Origin of the sequence: Cryobacterium cheniae (assembly GCF_004403395.1) — a bacterium.
In the GTDB taxonomy this organism is placed as follows: Bacteria; Actinomycetota; Actinomycetes; order Actinomycetales; family Microbacteriaceae; genus Cryobacterium; species Cryobacterium cheniae.
The window spans coordinates 213,133-239,597 of sequence record NZ_SOGN01000044.1; the positions used below are offsets into that span (position 1 = coordinate 213,133).

General features: G+C 69.1%; 23 protein-coding genes. 8 read left to right on the plus strand and 15 right to left on the minus strand.

Features of this window, described 5'->3' with window-relative positions:
• Positions 1–15 precede the first annotated feature (15 nt).
• Positions 16–1,047, minus strand: coding sequence for a heat-inducible transcriptional repressor HrcA (hrcA, locus tag E3T23_RS10485; RefSeq protein ID WP_134370303.1), 1,032 nt, complete (start codon positions 1,045–1,047; stop codon positions 16–18).
• A 168-nt stretch (positions 1,048–1,215) separates the two neighbouring features.
• Between hrcA and E3T23_RS10490 the strand changes: the two genes are divergently transcribed.
• Together E3T23_RS10490 and E3T23_RS10495 are read left to right on the plus strand one after the other, a co-directional pair.
• Positions 1,216–1,662, plus strand: coding sequence for a DUF4870 domain-containing protein (locus E3T23_RS10490; protein ID WP_134370304.1), 447 nt, complete (start codon positions 1,216–1,218; stop codon positions 1,660–1,662).
• Positions 1,663–1,704: 42 nt separating this feature from the next.
• On the plus strand, positions 1,705–2,079 hold the full coding sequence (locus E3T23_RS10495) for a DUF4870 domain-containing protein (RefSeq protein ID WP_134370305.1): 375 nt from the start codon (positions 1,705–1,707) through the stop codon (positions 2,077–2,079).
• Positions 2,080–2,100: 21 nt separating this feature from the next.
• Here E3T23_RS10495 and hemW read toward each other — a convergent pair whose 3' ends face one another.
• From hemW to lepA, 3 genes are read right to left on the minus strand one after another with little or no spacing between them, the layout of a single operon-like run.
• Positions 2,101–3,327 carry a radical SAM family heme chaperone HemW gene (gene hemW, locus E3T23_RS10500; RefSeq protein ID WP_134370306.1) on the minus strand — a complete coding sequence of 409 codons (1,227 nt, stop codon included), beginning with the start codon at positions 3,325–3,327 and terminating at the stop codon, positions 2,101–2,103.
• Positions 3,328–3,331: 4 nt separating this feature from the next.
• The gene (locus tag E3T23_RS10505) at positions 3,332–3,979 is read right to left on the minus strand and encodes a DUF1990 family protein (RefSeq protein ID WP_134370307.1); all 648 of its coding nucleotides are present in this window, start codon (positions 3,977–3,979) and stop codon (positions 3,332–3,334) included.
• Positions 3,980–3,983: 4 nt separating this feature from the next.
• A complete protein-coding gene (gene lepA, locus E3T23_RS10510) occupies positions 3,984–5,831 on the minus strand; it encodes a translation elongation factor 4 (protein ID WP_134370308.1) in 1,848 nt (615 codons plus the stop codon).
• A 327-nt stretch (positions 5,832–6,158) separates the two neighbouring features.
• On the opposite strand from lepA, the gene E3T23_RS10515 reads away from it, so the two are divergent.
• From E3T23_RS10515 to rpsT, 3 genes are all read left to right on the plus strand, one after another.
• Positions 6,159–6,599, plus strand: coding sequence for a hypothetical protein (locus E3T23_RS10515; RefSeq protein WP_134370309.1), 441 nt, complete (start codon positions 6,159–6,161; stop codon positions 6,597–6,599).
• A gap of 26 nt (positions 6,600–6,625) precedes the next feature.
• Complete coding sequence (locus tag E3T23_RS10520; protein ID WP_134370310.1) at positions 6,626–7,372, plus strand: alpha/beta fold hydrolase; 747 nt, start codon at positions 6,626–6,628, stop codon at positions 7,370–7,372.
• A 118-nt stretch (positions 7,373–7,490) separates the two neighbouring features.
• The gene (rpsT, locus tag E3T23_RS10525; protein WP_134370311.1) at positions 7,491–7,754 is read left to right on the plus strand and encodes a 30S ribosomal protein S20; all 264 of its coding nucleotides are present in this window, start codon (positions 7,491–7,493) and stop codon (positions 7,752–7,754) included.
• Between the two features lie 122 nt (positions 7,755–7,876).
• Here the strand turns inward: rpsT and holA are convergent, their stop codons facing one another.
• From holA to E3T23_RS10560, 7 genes are all read right to left on the minus strand, one after another.
• Positions 7,877–8,920 (minus strand): DNA polymerase III subunit delta, encoded by a 1,044-nt coding sequence (gene holA, locus E3T23_RS10530; RefSeq protein WP_134370312.1) that lies wholly within the window; start codon positions 8,918–8,920, stop codon positions 7,877–7,879.
• Positions 8,921–8,961: 41 nt separating this feature from the next.
• Positions 8,962–11,538: a ComEC/Rec2 family competence protein gene (locus E3T23_RS10535; protein WP_134370313.1), complete on the minus strand. Its 2,577-nt coding sequence runs from the start codon at positions 11,536–11,538 to the stop codon at positions 8,962–8,964.
• 122 nt (positions 11,539–11,660) lie between these two features.
• Positions 11,661–12,275, minus strand: a complete 615-nt coding sequence (locus E3T23_RS10540) for a DUF2238 domain-containing protein (protein ID WP_134370314.1) — start codon at positions 12,273–12,275, stop codon at positions 11,661–11,663.
• Complete coding sequence (locus tag E3T23_RS10545; protein WP_134370315.1) at positions 12,272–13,132, minus strand: endonuclease/exonuclease/phosphatase family protein; 861 nt, start codon at positions 13,130–13,132, stop codon at positions 12,272–12,274. Before E3T23_RS10545 ends, E3T23_RS10540 begins: the two co-directional genes overlap by 4 nt.
• A 67-nt stretch (positions 13,133–13,199) precedes the next feature.
• Positions 13,200–13,928 (minus strand): helix-hairpin-helix domain-containing protein, encoded by a 729-nt coding sequence (locus E3T23_RS10550; RefSeq protein WP_134370316.1) that lies wholly within the window; start codon positions 13,926–13,928, stop codon positions 13,200–13,202.
• Positions 13,929–14,028: 100 nt separating this feature from the next.
• Positions 14,029–16,611: a leucine--tRNA ligase gene (gene leuS / locus E3T23_RS10555; RefSeq protein WP_134370317.1), complete on the minus strand. Its 2,583-nt coding sequence runs from the start codon at positions 16,609–16,611 to the stop codon at positions 14,029–14,031.
• A 78-nt stretch (positions 16,612–16,689) separates the two neighbouring features.
• A complete protein-coding gene (locus E3T23_RS10560; RefSeq protein ID WP_134370318.1) occupies positions 16,690–18,216 on the minus strand; it encodes an anthranilate synthase component I family protein in 1,527 nt (508 codons plus the stop codon).
• A gap of 217 nt (positions 18,217–18,433) precedes the next feature.
• Here E3T23_RS10560 and E3T23_RS10565 point away from each other — a divergent pair, with 217 nt between their 5' ends.
• Positions 18,434–19,090 (plus strand): DedA family protein, encoded by a 657-nt coding sequence (locus E3T23_RS10565; protein WP_134370319.1) that lies wholly within the window; start codon positions 18,434–18,436, stop codon positions 19,088–19,090.
• A 37-nt stretch (positions 19,091–19,127) separates the two neighbouring features.
• Here the strand turns inward: E3T23_RS10565 and cydC are convergent, their stop codons facing one another.
• Genes cydC through E3T23_RS10585 form a run of 4 tightly spaced genes read right to left on the minus strand, consistent with a single transcriptional unit; the run spans position 19,128 to position 25,046 of the window.
• On the minus strand, positions 19,128–20,891 hold the full coding sequence (gene cydC / locus E3T23_RS10570) for a thiol reductant ABC exporter subunit CydC (protein ID WP_134370320.1): 1,764 nt from the start codon (positions 20,889–20,891) through the stop codon (positions 19,128–19,130).
• A complete protein-coding gene (cydD, locus tag E3T23_RS10575) occupies positions 20,884–22,590 on the minus strand; it encodes a thiol reductant ABC exporter subunit CydD (RefSeq protein ID WP_134370321.1) in 1,707 nt (568 codons plus the stop codon). Before cydD ends, cydC begins: the two co-directional genes overlap by 8 nt.
• 5 nt (positions 22,591–22,595) lie before the next feature.
• Entirely contained in the window at positions 22,596–23,624 is a 1,029-nt protein-coding gene (gene cydB / locus E3T23_RS10580; RefSeq protein ID WP_134370322.1) for a cytochrome d ubiquinol oxidase subunit II, read from the minus strand.
• A 9-nt stretch (positions 23,625–23,633) separates the two neighbouring features.
• A complete protein-coding gene (locus tag E3T23_RS10585; RefSeq protein ID WP_134370323.1) occupies positions 23,634–25,046 on the minus strand; it encodes a cytochrome ubiquinol oxidase subunit I in 1,413 nt (470 codons plus the stop codon).
• A 96-nt stretch (positions 25,047–25,142) separates the two neighbouring features.
• On the opposite strand from E3T23_RS10585, the gene E3T23_RS10590 reads away from it, so the two are divergent.
• The gene (locus E3T23_RS10590; protein WP_134370324.1) at positions 25,143–25,529 is read left to right on the plus strand and encodes a BlaI/MecI/CopY family transcriptional regulator; all 387 of its coding nucleotides are present in this window, start codon (positions 25,143–25,145) and stop codon (positions 25,527–25,529) included.
• Entirely contained in the window at positions 25,526–26,464 is a 939-nt protein-coding gene (locus tag E3T23_RS10595; protein ID WP_134370325.1) for a M56 family metallopeptidase, read from the plus strand. The genes E3T23_RS10590 and E3T23_RS10595 overlap by 4 nt, the downstream gene beginning before the upstream one ends.
• The last annotated feature ends 1 nt before the right edge of the window (position 26,465 follow it).

Consider the following 26,465-nt stretch of genomic DNA (forward strand, 5'->3'; position numbering starts at 1 on the left):
GGCCGGAGGAACTGGTCAATTCTCGCCGAGAAGGCGTGAAAGGTAGCGGGCGACCGCGCGGACGGCCGCCATGTTGTTCGAATAGTCCATCCGGGTGGGGCCCAGCACGCCGAGGCGGGCCAGGTTGCCACCCTGCGAGGAGTAGCCGCTGGTGAGAACGGATGTCTCGGCCAGACCGAACGGGGCATTCTCCCGGCCGATGCTGACGAACACGCCGTGCTGGTCGGAGGCCATCTCGCCGAACAGCCTCAGAAGTGCGACCTGTTCTTCGATGGCCTCGAGCACCGGATAAATGCTGCCGGTGAAGTCTTCCTCGGTGCGCACAAGGTTGGCGGCGCCGGCCATCACGAGCCGGTCCTGCCGGTTCGCGCCGACCTGGTCCCGCAACGTGCCGGTGATCAGGTCCACCGCTTCCTGCTGCTCGAAGGTGGCGGAGCCGGCGGTGTGGGAGTTGCCGGTGAGGCTGCTGGCGGCCTCGGTCATGCCGAGTCCGACCAGGGCCGAGTTCAGCCGGGCCCGCAGCTCGATCAAAACGGGCTCAGCCAGCGGGCGGGGCAGGTCGACGACACGCTGCTCGACCCGTCCGGCATCCGTGATCAGAACCGACAGGAGGCGCGTTTCGGACAGGGGGACCAACTCGATGTGGCGCACCTTCGCGCGGGACAGCGACGGGTACTGAACCAGGGCGACCTGGTGGGTGAGCTGCGAGAGCAGCCGCACGCTGCGGGCCAGGACCTCGTCGAGGTCGGCCGACTGGCCGAGGAACGTCTCGATGGCCTGGCGCTGCGCCGCCGAGAGCGGCCGCAGGTCGGCGAGGTGGTCGACGAAAAGGCGGTAGCCCTTGTCGGTGGGGATGCGGCCGGACGAGGTGTGCGGAGCCGCGATCAGCTCCTCCTCCTCGAGCAGGGCCATGTCGTTGCGGATCGTGGCCGCCGACACGCCGAAGGAGTGCCGGTCGACGATGGATTTGGAACCGACGGGTTCACGGGAGGCAACGTAGTCCTGGACGATCACCCGCAGGACTTCAAGGCTGCGATCGGACACCATGGCTCTCGCCTCCTCCCGGCGTCGGGAGTGCAGCACAGGCTGGCACTCGCGGTATGTGACTGCCAATCATACCGCGACCGGCTGGGCGTCCCCATTGCTCCCGAATGTTCCGGCGCAGTAACTTAGGCATGTACCACCTCTTCCTCTTGTGCACTGAAAGGCACGATCATGAGCAATTTCACCGGTCCCGGCCCCGACGACCCGTACCAGGGCCACCGGCCCCCGCAGCCCCCGTACCAGCCCGCCGCACCGGGACCGTCCGGACCGCTGACGGAGGCGGAAGACCGCCAGTGGGCGTCCCTGGCCCACCTGGGCGGGATCTTGATGTTCCTGCCGTCGCTGGTGCTGTGGCTGCTCTTCAAGGACCGCGGACCGCTGACCGGCGTCGAGGCGAAGGAGGCCCTCAACTTCCAGATCACACTCTTGATCGGCTACTTCGCGATCAACTTCGTTGCGACGGTCATCGGCTTTCTCACGTTCGGCATCGGCGGCGCCCTCGGCGGCCTTGCCTGGATCCTCTACATCGTCGGCGTCGTCTTCTCGGTGCTCGGCTACCTCCAGGCGAAGGACGGCAACCACTACCGCTACCCGTTCGCCCTGCGCCTGATCAAGTAGCGGGCACGATCCGGTCTTTTCAACCAAAGGAGCATCAGCATCATGTCCGACTACACACCGCCGCCCGTCAACCCCGCCCAGGCCCAGACGCCGCTGAACCCGGCCGACGAGAAGCTCTGGGCCACCCTGATCCACATCGGCGGGATCCTGTTCGGCCCGCTGCCCGCACTGATCGGCTATATCGTGCTCAAGGACCGTGGTCCGTTCATCCGGGCGCACAGCGCGACCGCCCTGAACTTCCAGCTCACGCTGCTGATCACCTACGTCGTGGGTGGGATCCTCACCATCGTCATCGTCGGTTTTCTGATCCTGGCCGCCGCCTGGGTGCTGACGATCGTCTTCGGCATCATGGCCGCCCTGGCCGCGAACCGGGGCGAGTACTACACGTACCCGCTCTCGATCAAGTTTGTGAACTAGTCTCGACGAGCTCGACCACCGTCAGTCGGCGAGCAGCCGGCGCACGACGGCATCCGCCAGGAGGCGTCCTCTTCGGGTCAGTTCGATCGAACCGGAGAGGGCGGCTCTCGCGTCGATGAGCTGGTCGGCGATCAGGCCGGCCACCTCGCGGCGACCGAGCGCGCCGAGCGAGTCGATCGGGATGCCCTCGCGGATGCGGGTGAGCAACAGCACCCGCTCCATCTCCTGCGTGGCCGTGTCAAGGGTCTCCCGTCCGGCGGCCGGGGAGTCGCCGGCCCGGATCCGGTCGCCGTAGGCCGACGGATGCTTGACGTTCCACCAGCGCACCCCGCCGATGTGGCTGTGCGCTCCGGGGCCGACGCCCCACCAGTCCTGACTGCGCCAGTAGGCGAGGTTGTGGCGGGAGCGGTGCGTGTCATCCGTGGCCCAGTTGCTGACCTCGTACCAGCCGTAACCGGCCTCGGTCAGGAGGTCGTCGGCCAGCTCGTAGAACTCGGCCTGCACATCGTCGTCGACGGGCGCCAGTTCGCCGCGCCTGATCTGACGGGCGAGCTTGGTGCCCTCCTCGACGATGAGCGAATAGGCGCTGATATGGCTGGGGGCCTGCCGGATGGCGTGCTCGACGCTGGTGCGCCAATTCGCGAGCGTCTCCCCCGGCGTGCCGTAGATCAGGTCGAGGGACACGTCGAGGCCCGCCTCGCGGGCCCACTGCACGACCAGCGGCACGCGTTCGGGGTCGTGGGTGCGTTCGAGGGTGGCCAGCACGCTCGGCACCGCGGACTGCATGCCGAAGGACACCCGGGTGAACCCGGACTCGGCGAGGCGACCGAGGTACGCGGCGTCGACGGAGTCAGGGTTCGCCTCCGTGGTCACCTCGGCTCCGGGTGCGAGCCCCCAGGTTGAGCGCACGGCCCGCAGCATTCGCACGAGATCGTCGGCCGGGAGCAGGGTGGGGGTGCCGCCGCCGAAGAAGACCGTCGCCGCCTCGCGGTCCGGGACACCGGAGCGTTCGAGGATGCGGCCGGCCGCCTCGACCTCGCTGATCGCCTGGCCGGCATAGTCGTGCTGGGACGCACCGCGCAACTCGGTGGCGGTGTAGGTGTTGAAGTCGCAGTAGCCGCAGCGCACCCGGCAGAACGGCACATGCAGGTAGACGCCGAAGTCTCGCGCCGAGGCTCCGACGGCGGCCGAGGCCGGCAGCAGGCCGTCGCTGGGTGCGGGGTCGCCGAGGGGAAGGGCACCGCCCATCCGTTTAGACCGCGCCGATCGGGTGCAGCGCGCGCAGGTAGCGCGCCGTGATCTTCGACTGCTGACGCCGCACGAGCGGCCAGCCCAGCCGGTAGAACCAGGTGCTGGGGCGGGAGAATGCGCGGATAATGAGCCAGACCGAGTCGTCCTCGCGCTTCTCGACGACGAACGATTCCTCACCACTGGCCGGGTGCCCGGCCATGGTGCCGTAGGCGAAGCCGAGGCGGCCGGGTTCGTCGATGACGTAGACGACCCGCACGGGGGCGTCGACGGTGAAGGGGCCGAACTTGGTCGTGAGGTGCGCGGACATGCCGTTGACGATGTAGGGGGTGCCGTCCTCGGCGAAGACGGATTCGTCCGGCGCGATCTTCTGGCTGCGGGCGGCCTGGCCGTCGGCGTCGAAGACGAGCCCGGTGTATTGCTGCCCGGTGCCGTCCAGCAGGTCGGTGACGGTCATGCCGCTCCCCCGCTGCACACCCCAGGTCATCAGCGACTTCGAGGCCAGCTGGAAGCGCTCCTCACCGCTGCCGAGTCGCACGGTGCGCTCGAGGGGCCGGTAGCCCTTGGGCGGGAACCGGAGAAGGTCGGGTACGAGGGTGCCGCCGATGGAGGCGTAGGTGACGGCGGTATCGGTGAAGGTGGCGCGGCGCATCCGTCTACTTCTTCTTCGGGGGCTCGTCGCCGGACAGGGCGGCGATGAACGCCTCCTGGGGAACCTCGACCCGGCCGACCATCTTCATGCGCTTCTTGCCCTCTTTCTGTTTCTCCAGCAGCTTGCGCTTGCGAGAGATGTCGCCGCCGTAGCACTTGGCGAGTACGTCTTTGCGGATGGCGCTGATCGACTCGCGCGCAATGATGCGGGCGCCGATCGCGGCCTGGATGGGAACGTCGAACTGCTGCCGGGGAATGAGCTTGCGGAGGCGGCCGGTCATCAGCACGCCGTAGTCGTAGGCCTTGTCGCGGTGCACGATTGCGCTGAACGCGTCGACCTGCTCGCCCTGCAGCAGGATGTCGACCTTGACCAGGTCTGCCTCCTGCGAGCCGATCGGCTCGTAGTCGAGCGAGCCGTAGCCGGCGGTGCGGCTCTTCAGGTTGTCGAAGAAGTCGAACACGATCTCGCCGAGCGGCATCGTGTAGCGGATCTCGACCCGGTCTTCACCGAGGTAGTCCATGCCGAGCAGGGTGCCGCGACGGCTCTGGCAGAGTTCCATGATGACGCCGACGTAGTCCTTGGGGGCGAGGATGGCCGCCTTCACGATGGGTTCCTCGACCTTGGCGATCTTGCCGTTCGGGAACTCGCTCGGGTTGGTGACGGTGACCGTCTTCTTGTCGTCGGTGGTGACCTCGTAGATCACGCTGGGCGCGGTGGTGATCAGGTCGAGGCCGAATTCGCGGTCGAGCCGCTCGGTGATGATCTCGAGGTGCAGCAGGCCGAGGAAGCCGCAGCGGAAACCGAATCCGAGGGCGACGGATGTCTCCGGCTCGTAGACGAGGGACGCGTCGGAGAGTTTGAGCTTGTCGAGGGCCTCGCGGAGGGCCGGGTAGTCGCTGCCGTCGATCGGGTAGAGGCCCGAGAAGACCATCGGCTTGGGCTCGGTGTAGCCGGGCAGGGCGACCGTCGCGGGCCGGAGCGCGGTGGTGACCGTGTCGCCGACCTTCGACTGGCGCACATCCTTCACGCCCGTGATCAGGTAGCCGACCTCGCCGACACCGAGGCCCTTGCTGTTCGTGGGCTCGGGCGAGGTGACGCCGATCTCGAGGATCTCGTGCGTGGCCCGGGTCGACATCATCTGGATCTTCTCGCGCGGGTTCAGCTTGCCGTCGATCATGCGCACATAGGTGACGACGCCGCGGTAGCTGTCGTAGACCGAGTCGAAGATCATCGCGCGGGCCGGGGCGGCCGGGTCGCCTTCCGGGGCCGGGATGAGGCGGGTGGCCCGGTCGAGGAGTTCGGCGACGCCGACGCCGGTCTTGCCGGAGACCCGGAGCACGTCGTCCGGGCTGCCACCGATCAGGCTGGCGAGCTCCTTCGCGTACTTGTCGGGGTCGGCGGCCGGCAGGTCGATCTTGTTCAGCACCGGGATGATGGTGAGGTCGTTCTCCAGCGCCAGGTAGAGGTTGGCGAGGGTCTGCGCCTCGATCCCCTGCGCGGCGTCGACGAGGAGGATGGCTCCCTCGCACGCGGCCAGGCTGCGGGACACCTCGTAGGTGAAATCCACGTGCCCGGGGGTGTCGATCATGTTCAGGGCGTAGGTCTGGCCGTCGAGTTCCCATGGCATCCGCACGGCCTGGCTCTTGATGGTGATGCCGCGCTCGCGCTCGATGTCCATCCGGTCGAGGTACTGGGCGCGCATCGAACGGTCGTCGACGATGCCGGTGATCTGCAGCATCCGGTCGGCCAGCGTGGACTTGCCGTGGTCGATGTGGGCGATGATGCAGAAGTTGCGGATGAACTCGGGCGGGGTGGCGGCCGGTTCAAGCGCCGTGAGGGGTCTCGGTGACATGATCCCGTAATTCTCCCATAGGTGGCTGGGTCCCCGTTTCGCCGCTGCCGCTTGTCGTTCCGGGCTTGCGGTCTCGACCGCGCCGCGCCTCGCAGTGAACCAATTCGACGGAGAGTCTCTCGAAAGCAAGCTATTTCGAGCTGTTTGTGGCCGATTCTGGCAAAATCTCCGTCGAATTCGTTCGGGGCGGAGCTGCTGCACGGCGGTCTCGGGTTCCCGGGATCGGCGGGTGCCGACCCGGCAGCCGTTCCGGGTGGGGCCCAGGGTAGGTTTCGGTCGCTTGGCTGCACCCATGTCTGACGACGTGGCCTGGCTCTCGGCTTCTCGATGGTGTTCGCCGGCCCCGTCTACGCGGCCCTTTACGTTCCGATCGCCTTCAGGAAATGGCGCAGGGAACCCGACGTCACCGGCGCAGTCTCGCTGGAGCGCGACCTGATCGCGAGCTTCGGCACGCTCAACCAGAAGCTGACGATGACCCTGAGCCTGATCCTCGTCGTCAACCTGATCGTGTTCGTCACGAATTACCTGGCGGACGCCAACAGCGAACTAGGGATCCCCTGCGGCATGATCGCTGTCACCGGCGGGATTGTGATCTTCATCCTGAACCTGATCTGGATCCAGCGGCCGCACGGCATCGCGGGCGAGAGCATCGCCGTCAGGAATCATCTCGGCGCGTGGCGGCTGATTGCCGCGAACCGGGTGCTGTCCCTGCTGATCTGGTGCGGCTACCCGCTGGTGTCTATCATCGGCATCGCCGTCACGCTCTAGTGCCGCCGCTCGCCGAGGAGGAAGACATGCCACCCGCCATCCCGGTTCTCTTCGTGCACGGGATCCGCACGTCGGGCACCATGTGGCGGCGCCAGCTGTCGATGCTGGCCGAGGAGGGGCATCCGGCACTTGCGATCGACCTGCCGGGGCACGGCTCACGCATGAGGGAACCGTTTACCGTGGCGGGCGCCCTGGCCGCCATCGACGAGGGCGTCGACGCCCTGGGCGGCCGGGTGCTGCTGGTCGGCCTGTCCCTGGGCGGCTACTACGCCATCGAGTACGCCGCACGCCACCCGCAGAAGGTGGCCGGGCTGGTCGCCGCGGGAAGCTGTGCCATTCCCGGCGGCTGGCCACTCGACGCCTACCGGAGCCTGGCCCGACTGGTCCGCCGACTGCCCGACCAGGGATTGTGGCTCCACACCACACTCGTGCGGGTGCTCCTGTCACCGGAGGGGGCCGCGGACACGCTTGCCGGCGGGGTACCGCTGACCGTGATGGATGCCGGGCTCGGCGCCACCGGCACCCTCCGCCCGCTCGACAGCCTGGCCCGCTACCCGGGGCCCGTGTGGCTGGTCAACGGGTCGTTCGATCAGTTCCGGCTGCATGAGCGCCGTTTCCTCGCCGCCTGCCGGAACGGCCGCCTCGTGATCGTTCCCCGGGCGTCACACCTCGTCAGCCTGGCCCAACCGGAACGGTTCGCAGCGGTGCTGAGCGGCATCCTCGCGGAGGTCGCGTCCAGCCGGCCCGGTCCGATTGTCGACCTGAGCGAATAACTGGTATCGTTTCCTGTTGGCTTGCGTGTTGGGTCCCACCCCACACGATTATTGCCGTACGGCGCCCTCTACCGCCACGCGGCCCATCCGAACAAGAACCTAACGAAAGCGTATAAACGTGGCAAACATCAAGTCGCAGATCAAGCGTATCGGCACCAACAAGAAGGCCCAGGAGCGCAACAAGTCGGTCAAGAGCGAGTTCAAGCGCGCTGTCCGTGCGACACGCCTCGCGATCGCCTCGGGCGACAAGGACAAGGCTGTTGCCAGCCTCGCCATTGCTTCGAAGAAGCTCGACAAGGCCGTCAGCAAGGGCGTCATTCACCAGAACCAGGCCGCGAACAAGAAGTCCGCGATCGCCAAGTCGGTCAACGCCCTCGTCTAGTCTCCGCCTGACCTGGCTCAGGACCGTTCACCGGCCCTGACCCGCGTACACGCGAAAGCCCCCTCCGTTTCGGTGGGGGCTTTCGTGTGTCCGGGCCTGGTTTCAACTCTCAGAGCCCCAGGTCAGCTCTCGCCGCGACGGGCGATCACGCCGATGAGGCGCTCGAGGGCGAACACGGGGTCGCGCTCGGCCCCCTTCACTGCGGCATCCGTTTCGGCCAGCGCCACGACGCACCGGGCCAGACCCTCATCGGACCAGTTGCGCAGGTCACGCTGGGCCCGCTCGACCTGCCAGGGGGCGAGGCCGAACTGGGAGGCCAGCTGGCCCGATCCGCCACGCACCCCGCAGAGTTTCGCCATGGTGCGGATTTTCATGGCGAACGCGGCCACCACCGGCACCGGGTCCGCGCCGGACGACAGGGCGTGCCGCAGGATGACGAGCGCCTCCCCCTGGTGCCCGGCGATCGCCGCGTCGGCCACCTTGAACGCGTTCGCCTCGACCCGGCCGCCGTAGTAGCGGTCCACGGTCGTCTCGGTCACCTCGGCGCCGACATCGGCGATGAGCTGCTGGCAGGCCGCGGAGAGCTCGGCCAGATCGCCGGAGAACGCGGCGACCAGGGAGCGCAGTGCGCTGGGCGTGACCCGCTTGCCGGCCGACTTGAATTCCGCGGAGGCGAAGTCGTGCCGGTCGGAGTCCTTTTTCAGCTCGGCACAGACGACCTCGATGCCACCGCCGACACCGGAGCGGATGGTGTCGAGAAGTTTCTTGCCGCGCACCCCGCCGCCGTGCCGGAGCACGACGTAGGTGTCCTCGGCCGGGTTCTGCAGGTAGTCGAGGGCCTCCGCGAGGAAGGTGTCGCTGCACTTCTCCACCGAGCTGACCCGGATCAGGCGCGGTTCGCCGAAAAGCGACGGGCTGGCCATGGTGAGCAGCTCGCCGGGCGCGTAACTGTCAGCCTGTACATCGCTGATCTCCAGGTTGGGGTCTTCAAGTTTGAGGAAGTCCCGCAGCTGGCGGATCGCGCGTTCGGCCAGGAAGACCTCGGTTCCGGACACCAGAATGATCGGGGCCGGCCGCACCTGATGCCAGCTCAGCTGCGGAATGGCGGCCGATTTCGGCGCAGCGCGGGATGCGGTCCGGCCGGATGAGGCGGTTCGTGCGGCCACTTCGGGTTCCTTCGGTCAAGACGATGCAGGATCGGTTAAGACTATCCGGGACCGGTGACCGCCACGGTCTCGCCCTGCACGGTCTCGCCCTGCACGGTCTCGCCCTGCACGGTCTCGCCCTGCACAGTCTCGCCCTGCACAGTCTCGCCCTGCACAGTCTCGCCCTGCACAGTCTCGCTCCACACCGTCAGCGCACCACCGCCGGGGCCCGGGGCGATCACGAGCAGGCCCTGCTGGTCGGTGCGCAGCGCCATCGTGCCCGCGGACACGAGAATATCGAGGATCTTGTCGGTGGGATGGCCGTAGCCGTTCTCCCGGCCGACCGAGATCAGCCCCACGGTGGCCTGGAGGTCCGCGTAGAGCTCCGGACTCTGGTCCCCCGACCCGTGATGGGCGACCTTGACGACATCCACCGCGCCCGGGGCGGAGCTGCGCCGGAGGGCGTCCTGGGACTCCTCGCCGAGATCCCCCAGGAACAGGGAACGGATGCCGCGACCGTCGAAGCCGATCGTCACGCTGCCCGGGTTGCCGGTCTGCATCACCGGTGAGTCCCGCACCGGCCAGAGGATCTCCCAGCGCAGCTCCCCAAGGGTTCCGGTATCGCCGCGGGCGGCCGCGCGAACCTCGGCCCCGCCCGCGGCGAGGGCATGCTGCAGACGCTCATCGTCGGCGTCCTCGGGGATACCGACGAGGGCCGTGTCGACCCGGCCGATCACGGCCGCGACCCCGCCGATGTGGTCCAGGTCGTAATGGGTCAGCACGAGGATGTCGATCCGGTCGATCCCCAGTGTGTCCAGGCACTCGGCGAGGAGGCCAGGGTCGGGCCCCACATCGACGAGCGCGTACCGGTCACGGTCGCGCACGACAACCGCATCGCCCTGCCCGATGTCGCAGGCCGCGATCTGCCAGTCCGCGGGGAAGGCCACGGCCCGGCCGACGCCGGCCCCGAGCAGGGTGCCCGCGTAACCACCGGCGGCCAGGACCAGCACCGCGATCGCCGCGATCGGCCAGCGCGCCCGACCCTGCCGCCGGCCACGCAACACCAGCGCCACGACGGCGACGGTCAACACGGCCGTCACGAGAACACCGAACACCCCTCCCAGCCAGGGCAGGCGGCTGCCGGGCAGCTCCGCAGTTGTGCGGGCGATCGCCGCGATCCAGGCGGCCGGCAGCCAGGCCAGGGAGAGCACTCCCTCGGCGACGCCGGGCAGCCAGGGCAGCAGCAGGCACGCGATCAGGCCGATGACGGTGGCGGCCGGGGCCGCGGGGCCGGCCAGGAGGTTCGCGGGCACCCCGTAGAGCGGGAGGGTGGGTGTGAGCAGCACGAGCACCGGTTGGCAGGCCAGCTGCGCGGCCAGCGGGATGGCGATCACCGCGGCGAGCCAGCCGGGCAGCCAACGGTGCAGCATCCGGGTCAGCGGTGCGGCCAGCACGAGCAGGCCGGCCGTGGCCAGCACCGAGAGGGCGAAACCGTAACTGCGGGCCAGCCACGGGTCGGCCACCAGCAGCAGGATCACGACGAGGGCGAGCAACGGTACGCCCCGCCCCGGCCGGCCCGAAGCGATCCCGACCAGCAGAATGATGGCCATCAGGGCGGCGCGCAGCACGCTGGGTTCGGGCGTCACGAGCACGACGAACCCGAGCAGGGTGAGCAGCGACAGCCCGATCCGGGTGCCGCGGCGCAGTCCCATAAACCCGGTCAGCAACATGACACCGGCGATCACCACGGCGCAGTTCGCCCCGGACACGGCCGTGAGGTGACTGAGCGAACTCGTCTTCATCGCCGCATCCAGGTCCACCCCGACGGAGCTCGTGTCGCCGATGGCCAGGCCGGGCAGCAGGTCGCCGCCGTCGCCCGGCAGTCCCCCCGCCGCGGCCGTGAAACCGGTGCGCAACTCCCCGGCCCAGCCGAGCCACCAGGGCGGTGCCCCGACGATCTCGGGCGGACCCCGCCCGAGCACCAGGGCGGATGCCGCGTCCCCGGCCGTTGTCAGCCGGACGGTGGCGTCCAGCCGCACGACGGTGCCGATCTGGAGCGCGGTCGCCGTGGCATCCGCGGTCTCCGCGAACACAACCACCGGCACCGACAGGCCCCGCACGGCACCCTCCCGTGCGACCCCGCCCTGCTCGATGCCGGTCAGTGTGCCGCGGAAGCGTACCCGGGTCGACACTCCCGAATCGGCGCCTGCCGGGCCGAAGAGGGCGGGAGCGCCGAACGACTGCGTCTGCACCGGTATCGACGACACGGAGAGAAGCACGGTCACTGATTCCTGCCGGGTGGCGCTCTCCCGCACCGTCGCCGGCAAGCGGTCAGGAGCCGCGACCGTGACGGCGGACGTCATCAGTGCGGCGGACGCGCAGCAGACCAGGGCCACTCCCCACACGGGCGACCGGACGACCCGGGCCGACCACCCGAAATCGTCGGCCCGACGAAAATCGGTGCGCCCGCGCACACCGCTGCCTCGCCACGCAACCAGGCCCAGGCACACGGCTCCGGCCCACAGTGCGGTCTGGCTGCCTGGCGCCCACTCGGGGAACGCGATGAGCACCCAGGCCGCGAGCCACGCGGTCGTCGCCGGCAGCACCAGGCGCAGGTCGATCCCGGTCCCGGACTCCATCCGTGGAGAATATCCACGCGGGCGCAGTGAGCCCCGTGGTCCCCTGGTCCTGTGCCCTGTTCGTGCAGAGCCACAGGTGGGGAGGCCTCGCGGTTACCGCGTCAGAATCCGCCTCTGACGACTCAGCCGGGGATCGGCCGGGACGGCCGGGACGGCCGGTCCGCTCCGGTGGACCGGGTCACCAGGAACGACACGCTCCAGCCCGCGAGCACGGCGCCGGCGCCGCCCCAGACCAGATCGCCGATCGTGTCGACGTAGCCGACGTAGATCTCCTCGTCGATGAACGTGTGCCCGAACCACTCGAAGACCTCCCAGAGCGCTCCGAGCGACAAACCCAGTGCGGTGGTCATCACAACGGCCGAGAGCATCGGTCGGGACAGCGTCGCGGCGTCGGGCAGGACGTCGAGCTTCACAAGCAGGAGGTAGCAGAGTGCCGCGCAGAGCCCGTTGGTGAGAAAATGCATCGGAAGATCCCACCATCGCGTCGAGATGTAGATTTGCAGCACGCTGCTCCACACGGCGACGAGCACAACGAGACCGAACGTGATGTCGGCGCTCGGCCGAATGTCCAGGAGCCGGGGAAGGAACATCCCGACCGAGACGACCGCGAGGCTCACCCCGGCGATCGTGCCCCAACCGAGACCGGCGACCACGATTCCGACCAGGGCGAGCACCCGCAGCCCGTCTGCGACCATCTCGCCCGCCCCCGAGGGGGCGCGCAGGGCTGTGCGGATCATGGCAGCACCTCCGGTTGGTCATCGCCCAGGCGCAGAACCGCCTGAACGGGTTCGTGGTCGGATGCTGCACGGCCGTCGAAGCGTGCGGCGTTGATGCCCGTGGTCGTCACGTCGACACCGTGCCCCACCAGGATGAGGTCGATGCGTTTTCCACCCTGACGGCTGCGCCGGTAGTTCGAGAAGGTGCCCCACTGCGGCGTCAGGCGCTCCCCCGCCGCCTGCCAGGAGTCCCGCAGTGCACCATCTGCCATCAGCGGGCGGTAGACCGGCGCGCTCGCATCCGCGTTGAAATCACCGGTCACGACGATGGCGGCCTCGGGCTCGGCCTCTCGGGCGGCCCCGACGAGGTCCAGGATGAAGCTCGCCGATTCGCGCCTCGACCGCCCCGAGAGGTGGTCGAAATGGGTATTGAAGGCGAGCAGCCGTCCCCCGGTGGCGGTGTCCGTGAAGTCGGCTGACACGACCACACGCTGCGCCAGGTTGCCCCATGATCGGGACCCGGCCTGGTGTGGCGTCGCGGACAGCGCTCGTTGCTGCCAATCGGTCAGTTCCAGCCGCCGCGAGTCGTAGAAGATCGTGCAGCTCTCGTCGCCGCCGGAGGCGCTGCGGCCACGGCCGACCCAGCGGTAGTGCGATCCGAGCGTGTCCGCGACGAAGCCGACCTGGTCGGCCAGGGCCTCCTGCACGCCGAGGAGCGTGGGCAGCTCGGCGGCGATGAGGCGTCGCACGAGATGCTTCCGGGTGCTCCAATGATCGGGACTCCGCGGCCGCATCGGGGGAAAGCGGCGACGGATGTTGTACGTCATCACGTGCAGGTCAGGTGCGGTCACCGGCCCGATCAGGGCGTCATCCGTCATGCCGCACAGGATACGCTCGCCTCAGGAATGCGTCAGTACTCCAGTCGCCCCGCGTGCACGGCCTCCCTCACACTGTGACCAGGGCGCTGAGGCCCTCGAAGGTCTTCTCGCCGATGCCGGTGACATTGCGCAGGTCCTCCACGGTGGTGAACGGCCCGTTGGCATCACGGAAGTCCAGGATGCGCTGCGCCATCGCCGGTCCGATGCGCGGCAGGGTATCGAGGTCCGCCAGCGTTGCCGTGTTGAGGTTGACCAGGGGTGCCGTGCCACCGCCCGAACCGGATGCGCCGGACGCACCCGTGCCGGTGCCCGGCGGCGGTCCCGCGGGGACTTCGCCGAGCTGCGGCAGATACAGCTGCTCGCCGTCGTTGAGCTTCCGCGCGAGATTTGTGCCGGCCGGATCGGCGGTCTCGGTCAGCCCGCCGGCGGCGGCCACGGCATCCATCACCCGGGCGCCGGTGGAGAGTTCGAAGAGTCCCGGACGCCGCACGGCGCCGAGCACGTGCACGAAGATGAGGGCACCGGATGCCGCGGCTGCCCCCGAGGAGCCCGGGGCCGGGACCGCGTCGGCGCCACCGGAAGCCGAACCGGAAGCCGAACCGACGGCCGGCTCCGCCGGGGACACCACCTGGTGCCCGGCCTGTTGCCCGACCATGGACACGACCACTGCGGTGGCCAACGCCGCGATGAGCAGCACGACGGCAGCGCCCACCCCGATGCGCACCCGCGCCGGAGCACGCCCCTGCGCGCTCGGGGCCAAACGGTCGAGCGCCGCGACTACCGGGTCAGACTCCATCCCGGCAGGCTAGGCCGGCGAGTGCAGGTCTCCCGACACTCAGGCGCACCCTGTGGGCGGCACAGCGAGGTGCCGCCCTGGGGAGGCGAGGGAAGCGAGGCTACTGGCCGCGGGTGACGATGCTCACCAGTTTCGGCGCGCGCACGATCACGTTCATGATCTCGCGGTCGCCGATCCGGCGGATGACCTCGGGCGAGGTCCGCGCGAGGCGTTCCAGGTCGTCGCCGGAGATCTTCGGGGACACGTCGATGCGGTCGCGCACCTTGCCGTCGACCTGCACGACGGCGGTGACCGACTCCTCCACGAGCAGAGTTCGGTCGGCCTTGCGCCACTGCACGAGGGCGACGCAGGGCTCGTAGCCGAGGTGCTGCCACATGTCCTCGGCCGCGTACGGCGCGAACAGGTTCAGCGCCATGGCGGTGACCTCCGCGGCCTCGCGCACCGCGGCATCCGCGGCGCCGGCGCCCGTGTCGATCACCTTACGGGTGGCGTTGACGAGCTCCATCAGGCGCGCGACGACCACGTTGAACTTGAACGACTCGACCAGGCCGGGGGCGTCGGCCAGGAACCGGTGCGTGACGCGGCGGAGCCCGGCGTCGCCGTTCTTCCACTCGACGCCGGGCACACTCGTGACGTCACGGGCGACCCGCCAGGCACGCGCCAGGAACTTGGCGGAGCCGACCGGCGAGACATCCGCCCAGTCGATGTCGTCTTCCGGCGGTCCGGCGAACGCCATGGTGAGCCGCACCGCGTCGACGCCGAACCGGTCGACCTCCTCGGTGAAGTAGACCAGGTTGCCCTTGCTCTTGGACATCTTGGCGCCGTCGAGGATGACCATGCCCTGGTTCAACAGGGCCGTGAACGGCTCGGTGAAGCTGACGTAGCCGAGGTCGAAGAGCACCTTGGTCATGAACCGCGCATAGAGCAGGTGCAGGATGGCGTGCTCGACGCCTCCGACGTACTGATCGACGGGCGCCCACTTCTCGGCTTCCTTCGGGTCGAACGCCTTTGTGTCGTCGGTCGGGTTCAGGAAGCGCAGGAAGTACCAGGAGCTGTCAACGAAGGTGTCCATGGTGTCAGCATCGCGGCGGGCCGGGGTGCCGTCGATCGGGTTGGGCACGTTGACCCAGTCGGTCGCGCCGCCCAGCGGCGATGTGCCCTTGGGCTTGAGGTCGAGGCCATCGGTGGGCGGCAGCAGCACGGGCAGCTGGTCTTCCGGCACCGGGATCTCGGCGCCGTCCTGGCCGTGGATGATCGGGATCGGCGTGCCCCAGTAGCGCTGGCGGGAGATGAGCCAGTCGCGCAGCCGGTAGTTCTTGGCAGCCCGGCCGGTACCGTCGGCGGTCAGCTGCTCGATCATACGCTTGACCGCGATGTTCTTGCTGAGGCCGTTGAGCGCGTCCGAGTTGATCAGGCGACCTTCCCCGGTCAATGCGACGCCCGTTCGGGCCGGGTCGAGCGAAGGGAGTTCCTCGGTGCCGTCGATCATGTCCGGCGTGATCACGGGAATCATTCCGGTGACCGGCGCGGTCGTGTCGACGACCACGATCACGGGCAGGTCGAAGCGGCGGGCGAAGTCGAGGTCGCGCTGGTCGTGGGCGGGCACCGCCATCACGGCGCCGTGGCCGTAGTCGGCGAGTACGTAGTCCGCGGCCCAGATCGGCAGGCGTTCGCCGTTGGCCGGGTTGATCGCGTAACGCTCGAGGAACACGCCGGTCTTCTCCCGGTCGGTGGCCTGGCGTTCGATCTCGGTACTGTTCTGAACCTGCACCAGGTAGTCCTGGAACCGTTCCTTGACGGCGGGCGAGGCATCCGCGACCAGCTCGGCGGCGAGGTCCGCGTCGGGGGCGACGACCATGAAGGTTGCGCCGTAGAGCGTGTCGGGACGGGTGGTGAAGACGCTGATGCGCTCCTCGCGGCCCTCGATCACGAAGTCCACGTCGGCGCCGATGGAGCGGCCGATCCAGTTGCGCTGCATGTTCAGCACCTTGGCGGGCCAGGTGCCCTCGAGCTGGTTCAGGTCGTCGAGCAGGCGGTCGGCGTAGTCGGTGATCTTGAAGTACCACTGGGTGAGCTTCTTCTTGACCACTACGGCGCCGCTGCGCTCCGAGGTGCCGTCGGCGAGCACCTGCTCGTTGGCGAGCACGGTCTGGTCGACCGGGTCCCAGTTGACCCAGCTGTCCTTACGGTAGGCCAGGCCCTTCTTGTAGAGCTGCAGGAACAGCCACTGGTTCCACTTGTAGTATTCGGGGTCGCTGGTGTGCAGCTCCCGGGACCAGTCGAAGGATGCCGCGTAGAGCTTCATGCTCTTCTTCTGCTGAGCGATGTTGTCGTAGGTCCAGCCGCGCGGATCGATGCCGCGCTTGATCGCGGCGTTCTCCGCGGGCAGCCCGAAGGAGTCCCAGCCGATCGGGTGCAGCACGTTGAAGCCCTGCTGGCGCCAGTACCGGGCGACGATGTCGCCCAGCGCGTAGACCTCGGCGTGACCCATGTGCAGGTCGCCGGAGGGATACGGGAACATGTCGAGCACGTACTTGCGCGGGCGCTTGTCGCCGGGATCGTTCGTGCGGAAGGGGTCGAGCTCTTCCCAGATCGGCTGCCACTTCGCCTGGATGGCGGCGAAATCGTAGACTTCTTCCTCGCTGTCCTGGCCGGTGCGGGTGCGGTCGTACTCGTGTGCCACGTGACTCTCTTCGTTGCAGTGGGGATTGCGCCAGCAGGCACAGGGCCGCGCGGCGGCGGCGTCCAAGCTCTTAGGTTACTAAACCTGGCCCTGGCCCGTGGCGGTGCCGAGTGGGTGACCACCGAGGACGGCCAGGAGCGCGGCCGCTTTCAGCCGGGTTTCCTCGATCTCCTCGAGCGGATCGGACAGCGCCGTGATGCCGCCGCCCGTGCCGATGGATGCCCCGTCCGGGCTGAGCACGATGCTGCGGATGACCATGGCCAGGTCGACGGCCCCGTTCTGCCCGAGATAGCCGAAGGCACCGGCATAGAGCCCGCGCGGACCGCCCTCGAGCGCGTCGAGAATGGTCATCGCGCTGATCTTGGGTGCGCCGGTCATGGATCCGGCGGGAAAGCAGGACGCCACGGCATCGACCGCGCTCACCCCCGCGGCCAGGCGCGCCTCGACCGTGCTGACCAGCTGGTGCACGTGCGCGTAGCTCTCCACGGCCAGCAGGTTCGTGACCTGCACGCTGCCGAGCTCGGCGATCCGGCCGAGGTCGTTGCGCATCAGGTCGACGATCATCAGGTTCTCGGCGCGTTCCTTGTCGCTTCCCTCGAGCGCGTCGCGGAGCTCGCGGTCCCGGTCGGCGATCCGGGAGCGAGCCCGGGTGCCCTTGATCGGTTTCGTGGTGATCAGGCCGTCCGGGGTCACGGCCAGGAACTGTTCCGGGGAGGAGCTGAGCAGGGCAGTGTCGCCGAAGCGCAGGAGCCCCCCGTGGTGGCTGGGGCTGCCGGCGCGCAGGATCAGGTAGGCGTCGACCGGGTCCGGTCGCACGTCGACCTGGATCTCGTTGGTCAGGCAGAGCTGATAGGCGTCGCCGGCCCGGATGAAGGCCTGGCATTCTGCGATCAGCTCCGCGTAACGGTGCGCGTCGTGCCGCCACCGGGCAGTGCCGGCTTCGGCCTCGACACCGAGGGCAGGCTGCGCGGGCGGAAGGGAAACGGATGCCGCGAGCCGCGGCTTGGACCCCGCGAGAGCCTGAAGCACTGAGTCCACCCACGCCTGCGGGGCATCCGTCGGGTCGCCGGGAGCGCGGCGGGCGAGCGCGGTGACCGTCCGCGCGGCATGGTCGAACACGAGCACCCGGTGTACCTCGAGCAGGGCGGCATCCGGGTAGCGCGAGGTGTGCACGGGCGTGCCGACGGTCTGGGCGCCGAGTTCGTAGCCGAACCAGCCCACCCAGCCCAACCGGAAGCCGCCGGTATCCACGTGGACATCCACGCCGGTGCCGGCGTCGGTGCCGGCATCCGAATCGTCGTCGGAGCCGGTCTGGTCCGCGCGCAGGAGCTCGTCCGCGCGCAGGAATTCGAAGATCGACCCGGGCACGTTCCGCCCGGGCACCGACGGGTTCTCGGCGACAGCGACCGTCACGGTGCCCGCCGGCACCGAGGCGGTCACGAACCGGGACCCGGGAGACGCAGCCCCGAGGTAGCTGAGACCGGTGTCGGCATGGTCCCCCGCATCCAGCCAGAACACGTACGGGCTGTCGCGGTACAGGGTGTCGAAGACGGAGGCCGGTTCCCACCACTCGGGCAGGAGGATGCTCTGAATCGGCCCGGTCACGCTCCCAGCCTAGGTGCCGTGATTCCACCCCGCGTTCGGCCGTCGCCCTCCCCGGCCGTCAGCGACTCGCCGAACCGTGAGTATCGCCCCTTTTCTTCCGATTTTGAGGGGCGATACTCACGGCTCGGCGGGTGGAGAGGGGAGCTTGGGAGCGGCGCGGACGAAGGGGGCGACGGGTCCCAGGGTCCGCTGGGCGGGCGGGCCTAGGCTGTGAGACGTGAACGACATCCTCAGCTGGATCCTCGATACCGTTTCCAGCGTGGACCCGGTGCTGCGCACCCTGCTGGCCGGACTCGGCATGCTGCTGGAGACATCCGTTCTCGTCGGCCTGGTCGTGCCGGGCGATTCCATCGTGATCGTGGCGAGCACGGCGGTGGGCAACGCGGCCGAGTTTCTGGGACTCGTCGTCGCGGTGATCGTCGGAGCACTGATCGGCGAAAGCATCGGCTTCGCCCTTGGCCGCCACTTCGGGCCGTGGATCAGGATGAGCCGCCTCGGGCGCCGCCTCGGGGAGCGCCACTGGGCCCGGGCCGAGATCTATCTGGCCCGACGCGGCGGCATCGCCGTGTTCCTCTCCCGGTTCCTGCCCGTGCTGCACTCGCTGATCCCCCTCACTGTGGGGATGAGCCCGATGCCGTACCGCACCTTCATGAAGTGGACCGTGCCGGCCTGCGTGATCTGGGCGGTCGCCTACGTCTCGATCGGATCGGCCGCCGCCGAGGGCTACCGTGAACTCTCCGACCGGCTCCACTTCGCCGGGTACCTCTTCGTCGCCGCGATCGCCCTCTTCGTGCTGCTCGTCTTCCTGGTCAAACGCTGGCTGCACCGGCGCGAGGAGCGGCACATGGAACAGCCGACGACTCCGGTCGTCTGACCACCGCTGACCGCCGGCTGCGGTGGGGCGTGCCGGTTCAGCTGGCCGGATCAGCTGGCCGGATCACCGGGCCGGGCACGACGACACGGGCGGTGATCAGGTCGTCCGGCACGGGCGTGTGCGAGATCAGCAGCACCGCGCGGCCGTCCTGGCGGGCCGTGACCAGGATGTCCCGCACGAGTCGCTCTCCCTGCGCCTCGTCGACGTTGGCGGTGGGTTCGTCGACGATCAGCACCGGGAAGTCCGCCAGCAGGGCGCGCGCCAGCGCGATCCGCTGCGCCTGCCCGCCGGAGACCAGGGCACCCCGCTCACCGACGCGGGCGTCGAGGCCGCCGCGCTGGGCGGCCCACTCCCCCAGTCCGACCCGGTCGAGCACCGCCAGCAGGTCGCCGTCGGTGGCGGTCTCGCGGGCGAAGAGCAGATTCTGACGGATGCTGTCGTCGAAGAGCCAGGGACGCTGCTCGCACAGCCCAACCCGGCCGCGTACCTCGGCCGGCGCCAGCGTCCGCGCCTCGACGCCGTCGAGCCGGTACGAGCCCGTGTAATCGAGGAAGCGCACCAGGGTCTGGGCCAACGTGGTCTTGCCGGCACCGCTCGGACCGGCCAGGTGCACGCGGTCCCCCGGCGCCAGGCGCAGGGTCACGCCGGACACCGCCAGGGCCCGGGAACCGGGCCAGCGGGCGCCGACGTTCGTGAGTTCAAGCACCGGGCGGGCGCTGAGTGCGGATGTCACGCTTATCCCTGCCTCGGCCGGCTCGACCGGAATCTCGACCGGAACCACGGTCGGTACGGCCGAGGCCACCCGCGCGGCGCTGGAGCGCACCTGGCGCCAGACGCCGAGTGCGAGCGGGATCATGCCGAACACCTCGAACACCGCCATCGGCACGAGCACCACCACGGCAAAGCCCGGTCCGCTGATGCCGACCGGCCCGGAAAGGGCCGGAATGCCGACCCAGAGCGCGCCGACGGTCGCCAAACCGGCGAACAGCGACAGCACGGCTCCCTGCACGCCCACGCCCAGCGACCGGCGCAGCGCGGCCCGGCGCAGCCGGTCGTCGGCGGTGGCGAGACCGGCGAGGCGGGCGTCGAGGGCACCGAAGGCGGTCAGCACGTCGAGGTTCTCCACCACCTCGAGCACCTCGCCGGCGAGGGTGCCGCGGAGCGGCGCGAGCCGGCGCTCCGACCGGGCGGACAGAACGGTGGAGGCGAGCGCGGCGAGCAGGCCGCCGGCCAGGAGCGACAGCGCCAGCGTCAGGCCCGCGGCGGGGAGCACCAGCCAGACCCCGAACACGCTCAGGGTGGCGAGGATCCCCGCTGTGGCCAGCGGCTGCACCACCCGAAGCGGGAAGTCCTGCAGGTCGTCGACGTCACGCACGAGGCGGCTGAGCAGGTCGCCGCGGCTCGTACCGCCGAGGCCGGCCGGGGCGAGCGGCAGGATGCGGGCGAACACGCCCAGACGCAGGTCCGCCAGCTGACGGAACGCGGCGTCGTGGCCGGCCAGTCGCTCGAGGTAGCGGAACGCGGATCGGCCGAGCGCGAACGCGCGCACCCCGACGACAGCCATCGAGAGGAACATGATCGGCGGCTGCTCGGCGGCGCGGGTGATCAACCAGGCCGACGAAGCCAGCAGGGCCACCGCGAAGAGCGCGCTCAGCACGCCCGCGGCCAGGCCGGGGGCGAACCGGCGGACCGGCGGCTGGGCCAGGCGCAGCACGGCGCGCACCTCGGCCGGGTCGGCGGTCGTGTCCGCGGTCGGGTCGGCGGTCGGGTCGCTGCTCGCGTTCACCCGGGGATCAGACATGGGCCACCTCGCTCAGGGCGACGATCTGGTCGGCGGCGTCCCGCAACGCGGGCCGGTGGCTGACCACGATCACGATCCGCCCGCGCGTGGCGAGCCGGTGCAGCCCGGCGACGAGGGTCCCCTCCGCCGCCTCGTCCAACGCCGAACTGGGCTCGTCGAGAACGACCACGGCGCAGTCGTGCGTCTCGGCGCGGTAGAGGGCGCGCGCGGCGGCCACCCGCTGGGCCTGCCCGCCCGAAAGTCCCTCCCCGGCGACACCGAGCATCGTGGCCGGATCGAGATCGTCGGCTCCGGCGCACTCCAGCGACCGCGTCACGGTGCCTCGGTCGACGGATGCGTCGCCGAGTGCCAGGTTGTCGGCGATCGTTCCCTGGAACAGTCCCGGCCGTTGCCCGGCCCAGGCCAGCCACGGGCGCGGTGTGCCCGGGGTCTGCTCGACGCCGTTCAGCAGGATCCTTCCGTCGAAGGGGATGAATCCCTGCAGGGCGGCCACCAGCGTGGATTTTCCGGCGCCGCTCGGGCCCACGACCACGGTGAGTTCGCCGGGGCGGAAGACGGCGCTGAAGTCGTGCACGGGGGCATCCGTGCCGCGACGGATGCTGACGTGCTCGAACCGGAGCGCGCCGGCATCCGCGTGGCCCCGCCCGGCCGGCGCGGCGGCCGGTGTCGAGGCGGCTCGGGGCTCCGCGGGCGCGGCCCCGGTCGCAGTCTCGGTCTCGGTCTCGGTCTCGGTCTCGGTCTCGGTCTCGGTCTCGTCGAGAATGGCGAAGACCTCTTCGGCGGCCGCGAGTCCGTCGGCCGCGGCATGGAACTGGGCGCCGACCTGCCGCACGGGGAGGAAGGCCTCCGGAGCGAGCAGGAGCACGAAGAGCCCCACGCCGAGGGCGAGGCTGCCGTCGACCAGGCGCAGGCCGATGGAGACGGCGACGAGGGCCACCGACAGGCTGGCGACCAGTTCGAGCACGAACCCGCTGAGGAAGGAGACCCGCAGCACCTTCATGGTGCGGGCGCGGTAGTCCTCGGTGATGGTGCGCACCCGGGCGAACTGGCGACGGTCCCGGCCGTAGATCTTGAGGGTGCCGAGCCCGCCGACGAGGTCGAGGAAGCCCGTCGACAATCGCTGCAGGGACTCCCACTGCCGGCGTTGCACGGACTGGGTGGCCTGGCCGATCAGCACCATGAAGACGGGGATGAACGGCAGCACCACGATGACCGTGATGCCGCTGGGCAGGTCCTGCCAGAGCATCACCAGGATCAGCAGGGGCGTGCTGATCCCCGCCAGCAGGAGCTGGGGCAGGTAGCGGGCGAAGTAGTTGTCGAGCGCGTCGAGACCCTGGGTGACCAGGGTGGAGACGCCGGCGCTGGCCCGGATGCTGAGCCAGTCCGGGCCGCGCTCGGAGACCCGCTCGAGCACCTGGCGGCGCAGCTGGCTCTTGACCTGGGCCGCCCCGCGGGTGGCGGCCACCTCGAGCAGCCAGACCAGCGCGGCCCGCACCACGACCACGCCCGCGAGGGCTGCCGTGGTGGAGGCCAGATCGGTCTGCGACGCCCCGGTCACCGCGAGGGTGATGCTCTGGCTCAGCAGCCAGGAGAACGCGATCACGATGACGGTCTGCGCCAGTCCGAGCAGGGCACCCACCGACAGGAACCACCGGGCGGCGGACGCATAGCGGAGAAGCCGAGGATCGAAAGGGCGCATTTCGTTTAGTGTACGGCCGTCTCCACGGTCGTCTCCACGGCGGCCGAGACGGTCGTGCGGCTGACCCGCTGGCGCAGCACCCAGTAGGTCCAGCCCTGGTAGAGGAAGATGACCGGCATGGCGAACAGGGCGGTCCAGCTCATCACCTGCAGGGTGTACGGCGTCGAGGAGGCGTTCTCGATGGTCAGGCTGTTCGCCGCGTCGTTGCTCGCCGGCATCACGTCGGGGAACAGGGACGCGAAAAGCGCCAGGACGGCGAGGGCGATGGTCGCGGCCATCAGCGTGAACGCCCAGCCTTCGGACCCGCGCAGGTTCGCGAGGAACGAGACGATCAGACTGACCGCCGCGCCGGCGGCGAAGAGAGCGGTGGGGAGGCTGCCGAAGGCCAGGGTGGTCCAGAGCAGGAATGTGGCGGCCACGACGATGGTGACGATCCCGGCCTTCACGGCGAGCTTCTGAGCCCGCTGACGGATGTCCCCCTCGGTTTTGAGGGAGATGAAGACCACGCCGTGGGTGAAGAACAGGAGCAACGTGGTGAGCCCGCCGAGCAGCGCGTAGGGGTTGAGCAGGTCGAAGAAGGAACCGGTGTAGTTGTGGCCGGCGTCCAGCTGCACGCCCTGCACGATGTTGGCGAAGGCGACGCCCCAGAGCAGGGCGGGAACCGCGGACCCGATCACGATCATGAGGTCGAAGCGCTTCTTCCACGCCGCTTCCGGGCGCTGGTGCCGGTATTCGAACGACACCCCGCGCAGGATGAGGGCGAGCAGGATCACCAGCAGGGCCAGGTAGAACCCGCTGAACAGGGTGGCGTACCACTCCGGGAACGCCGCGAAGAGTGCCGCACCGGCCACGATCAGCCAGGTTTCGTTGAGGTCCCAGACCGGCCCGATGGTGTTGATGATGACCCGGCGGTCGAGGTCGTCCCTGCCCAGGAAGGGCAGCGACATGCCGACGCCGAAGTCGAAACCGTCGAGGACGAAGTAGCCGATGAAGAGCGCACCGATGATCCAGAACCAAAGAATGTTGAGTTCCATCATGCGCTCCTAGTAGACCGTGACCTGTGGCTTGATCTTGCCGGACACCGGGTCGGGTTCCGCCAGCGGGGCAGGTCCCTTCCGCACGGCCTGCAGGATCAACTTGAATTCGACGACGGCGAGGGCGCCGTAGATCAGCGTGAACGCGATCAGCGAGATCAGGATCTCGACGCCGCTGACATTGGGTGACACGCCGTCCTGGGTGCGCAGCAGGCCGAAGACGAGCCAGGGCTGCCGGCCCATCTCGGTGAAGACCCAGCCGACGCTCATGGCGAGCAGTGAGAACGGGAAGCTCCAGATCGCGATCTTCCAGACCCAGGGTGCCGTCGGGGTGCGACCATTGCGGGTCAGCCAGAGGCCGACGACGGCGACCAGAATGTGCGCGATGCCGAGGCCGATCATCCAGCGGAAGGCCCAATAGGTGATCCAGATGGTCGGCGTGTAGTCGCCGGGGCCGTACAGGGTCACGTACTGCGCCTGCAGGTTGTCGATGCCTTCGACGGTGCCGGTGAAGGTGTGGGTCGACAGGAACGACAACAGGTAGGGGATGCGGATTGAGAAGAGTTCGCTCACGCCGTCCGGGGTGCCGAGGGTGAAGATCGAGAAGGATGCGTCGGCACCCGTCGCGGTCTTGTACATCGCCTCGGCCGCGGCCATCTTCATGGGCTGGGCCGCGGTCATGGCCAGGCTCAGCGAGTCGCCGAAGAAGGTGGTGATCGCCCCGGAGACGACCATCATCCACATTCCCAGCTTGAGCGCGGGCCGCATGGTGTCCTCGTTCTGCTTGCGCAGCAGGTGCCAGGCGGCGACCGAGATGATGAGGCCCGAGGACACCATGAAACAGGCGAAGATCGTGTGCGGGAAGGAGGCCAGGGCGATCGGGTTGGTCAGAAGCTCGCCGATGCTGGTCAGCTCGGCCCGGCCGCGCTCCTCGTTGATGCGGAAGGCGATCGGGTTCTGCATGAACGCGTTCGCCGCGAGGATGAAGTAGGCCGAGGCGATCGAGCCGGCCGTCGTCAGCCAGATGGTGGCCAGGTGCAGGCCGCGGGGCAGCTTGTCCCAGCCGAAGATCCACAGGCCGACGAAGGTGGCCTCCAGGAAGAACGCGATGATCCCCTCGAAGGCGAGCGGGGCGCCGAACACGTCCCCGACGAAGCGGGAGTAGTCGGACCAGTTCATCCCGAACTGGAACTCCTGCACGATTCCGGTGACCACGCCCATGGCGAAGTTGATCAGGAAGATCTTGCCGAAGAAATGGGTCAGCTGCAGGTACTTGGCCTTGTCCGTGCGCACCCAGGCGGTCTGGAACAGCGCGACCGTGAACGCCAGCCCGATCGTGAGCGGCACGAAGAGGAAGTGATACACGGTGGTCAGACCGAATTGCCATCTCGACAGGAGTAACGGGTCCAGCCACTCGTTCATGCGCCCTCCAGCGTCTTCCGGTTTTCTACACTGTGTAGAACATTACTCTTCTACGACGCGTAGAAGTGTGCGAAGGCGCGCACTAGACTCCCCCCTATGGGGAGTTTGGGCGTACTCGAGAGACTGCTGATGGATGTGCTGTGGGACACCACGGAGCCTCTGGCCGCCACCGACCTCCGGGACCGGTTGCTCACCCCGGCGGTCGCCGGAGCACGGCGCAAACCGCTCGCCACCACGACCGTGCTGACGGTGCTCTCCCGTCTCGAGACCAAGGGCTTCGTCAGCCGCGACCGGGAGAGGCGGCCGCACCGCTACCGGGCCGTGTCGACCCGGGCCGAACACACCGCCGAACTGATGCACGAGGTGCTCGGATCCGCTCCCGACCGATCGGCGGCCCTGGCCCGGTTCATCGGCGACGTCACCCCGCAGGAGGCCAACGCCCTGCGCCTGCTCCTCGGCACCGCGCCGCTCGTTCGCGAGTGACCGTCACGGCCGGAGCGCTCCTGATCGTCGCCGTGCTGCTCGCCGGTCCCGTTCCGATCTGGCTCTCCACCGCCGACTGGCCGGCCCGCTCCCCCGCCGTCGCCCTGGTCCTGTGGCAGTCCATCGCCCTGGCGGGCGGACTCTCCATGATCGGCTCACTGCTCAGCTTCGGGTTGCTCCCGTTCGGGGAGAACCTGTTCGACGGCATCCGTTCCCTGGTCGGCCACCTGTTCACCGGAACGTTGCCGCCCGATACGTCGTTCGGCGCCGTGCTCATGCTGGGCGCGGCGCTGATCCTCGGCAGCCATCTGCTGCTCAACCTCGCCGCGACCTTCTCCCGAGCGGAACGCCAGCACCGCCGGCACCGGCACCTGATCGGACTGCTCAGCGAGCCTCTGCCGCACCACGCCGGCACCCGTGTGATCGAGCACGACTCCCCGGTCGCCTATTGCCTGCCCGGCGCGAGCCGGTCGGCGACGGTGCTTTCACGGGGTCTGCTGCGGCTGCTGGATGCGGACCAGCTGCGCGCGGTGATCGCGCACGAGCGCGCGCACCTGTTGCAGCGGCACCACCTCGTGCTGCTCGCCTTCAAGTCATGGAACAGCGCGCTGCCGTGGTTCCCGATCGCCAACCGTGCCGAGAACGCGGTCGCCCTGCTGGTCGAGATGCTCGCCGACGACCAGGCCAGGCGGGTCGTCGACGACCGCACGCTGGCCACGGCGATCGCACTCGTCGGGTCGGCACACCAGGTGGACCCGCGGGGGACGGATGTCGAACTCGCCGACGGCCCGGATCATCCGTTCGACCTGGTGACACCCCGCGTTCGCCGGCTGATCAGCCCGCCGGTGCCGCTGCCGCGTTCCGCCGCGCTGGTCGTCGCGGCGTCGGCAGCAGCACTGCTGCTGCTGCCGACGCTGCTCCTGTCCCTCGCCTGAG

What these genes read in the sequence shown, in the direction of transcription:
- E3T23_RS10590 (WP_134370324.1), top strand. Translation starts at nt 25,143, where the DNA reads ATGGGGAGTTTGGGCGTACTCGAGAGACTGCTGATGGATGTGCTGTGG.
- E3T23_RS10550 (WP_134370316.1), bottom strand. Translation starts at nt 13,928, where the DNA reads ATGGAGTCTGACCCGGTAGTCGCGGCGCTCGACCGTTTGGCCCCGAGC.
- E3T23_RS10495 (WP_134370305.1), top strand. Translation starts at nt 1,705, where the DNA reads ATGTCCGACTACACACCGCCGCCCGTCAACCCCGCCCAGGCCCAGACG.
- E3T23_RS10535 (WP_134370313.1), bottom strand. Translation starts at nt 11,538, where the DNA reads ATGGAGTCCGGGACCGGGATCGACCTGCGCCTGGTGCTGCCGGCGACG.
- cydB (WP_134370322.1), bottom strand. Translation starts at nt 23,624, where the DNA reads ATGGAACTCAACATTCTTTGGTTCTGGATCATCGGTGCGCTCTTCATC.
- E3T23_RS10585 (WP_134370323.1), bottom strand. Translation starts at nt 25,046, where the DNA reads ATGAACGAGTGGCTGGACCCGTTACTCCTGTCGAGATGGCAATTCGGT.
- E3T23_RS10505 (WP_134370307.1), bottom strand. Translation starts at nt 3,979, where the DNA reads ATGCGCCGCGCCACCTTCACCGATACCGCCGTCACCTACGCCTCCATC.
- E3T23_RS10490 (WP_134370304.1), top strand. Translation starts at nt 1,216, where the DNA reads ATGAGCAATTTCACCGGTCCCGGCCCCGACGACCCGTACCAGGGCCAC.
- hemW (WP_134370306.1), bottom strand. Translation starts at nt 3,327, where the DNA reads ATGGGCGGTGCCCTTCCCCTCGGCGACCCCGCACCCAGCGACGGCCTG.
- lepA (WP_134370308.1), bottom strand. Translation starts at nt 5,831, where the DNA reads ATGTCACCGAGACCCCTCACGGCGCTTGAACCGGCCGCCACCCCGCCC.
- E3T23_RS10540 (WP_134370314.1), bottom strand. Translation starts at nt 12,275, where the DNA reads ATGATCCGCACAGCCCTGCGCGCCCCCTCGGGGGCGGGCGAGATGGTC.
- cydC (WP_134370320.1), bottom strand. Translation starts at nt 20,891, where the DNA reads ATGTCTGATCCCCGGGTGAACGCGAGCAGCGACCCGACCGCCGACCCG.
- cydD (WP_134370321.1), bottom strand. Translation starts at nt 22,590, where the DNA reads ATGCGCCCTTTCGATCCTCGGCTTCTCCGCTATGCGTCCGCCGCCCGG.
- E3T23_RS10520 (WP_134370310.1), top strand. Translation starts at nt 6,626, where the DNA reads ATGCCACCCGCCATCCCGGTTCTCTTCGTGCACGGGATCCGCACGTCG.
- E3T23_RS10515 (WP_134370309.1), top strand. Translation starts at nt 6,159, where the DNA reads ATGGTGTTCGCCGGCCCCGTCTACGCGGCCCTTTACGTTCCGATCGCC.
- hrcA (WP_134370303.1), bottom strand. Translation starts at nt 1,047, where the DNA reads ATGGTGTCCGATCGCAGCCTTGAAGTCCTGCGGGTGATCGTCCAGGAC.
- E3T23_RS10545 (WP_134370315.1), bottom strand. Translation starts at nt 13,132, where the DNA reads ATGACGGATGACGCCCTGATCGGGCCGGTGACCGCACCTGACCTGCAC.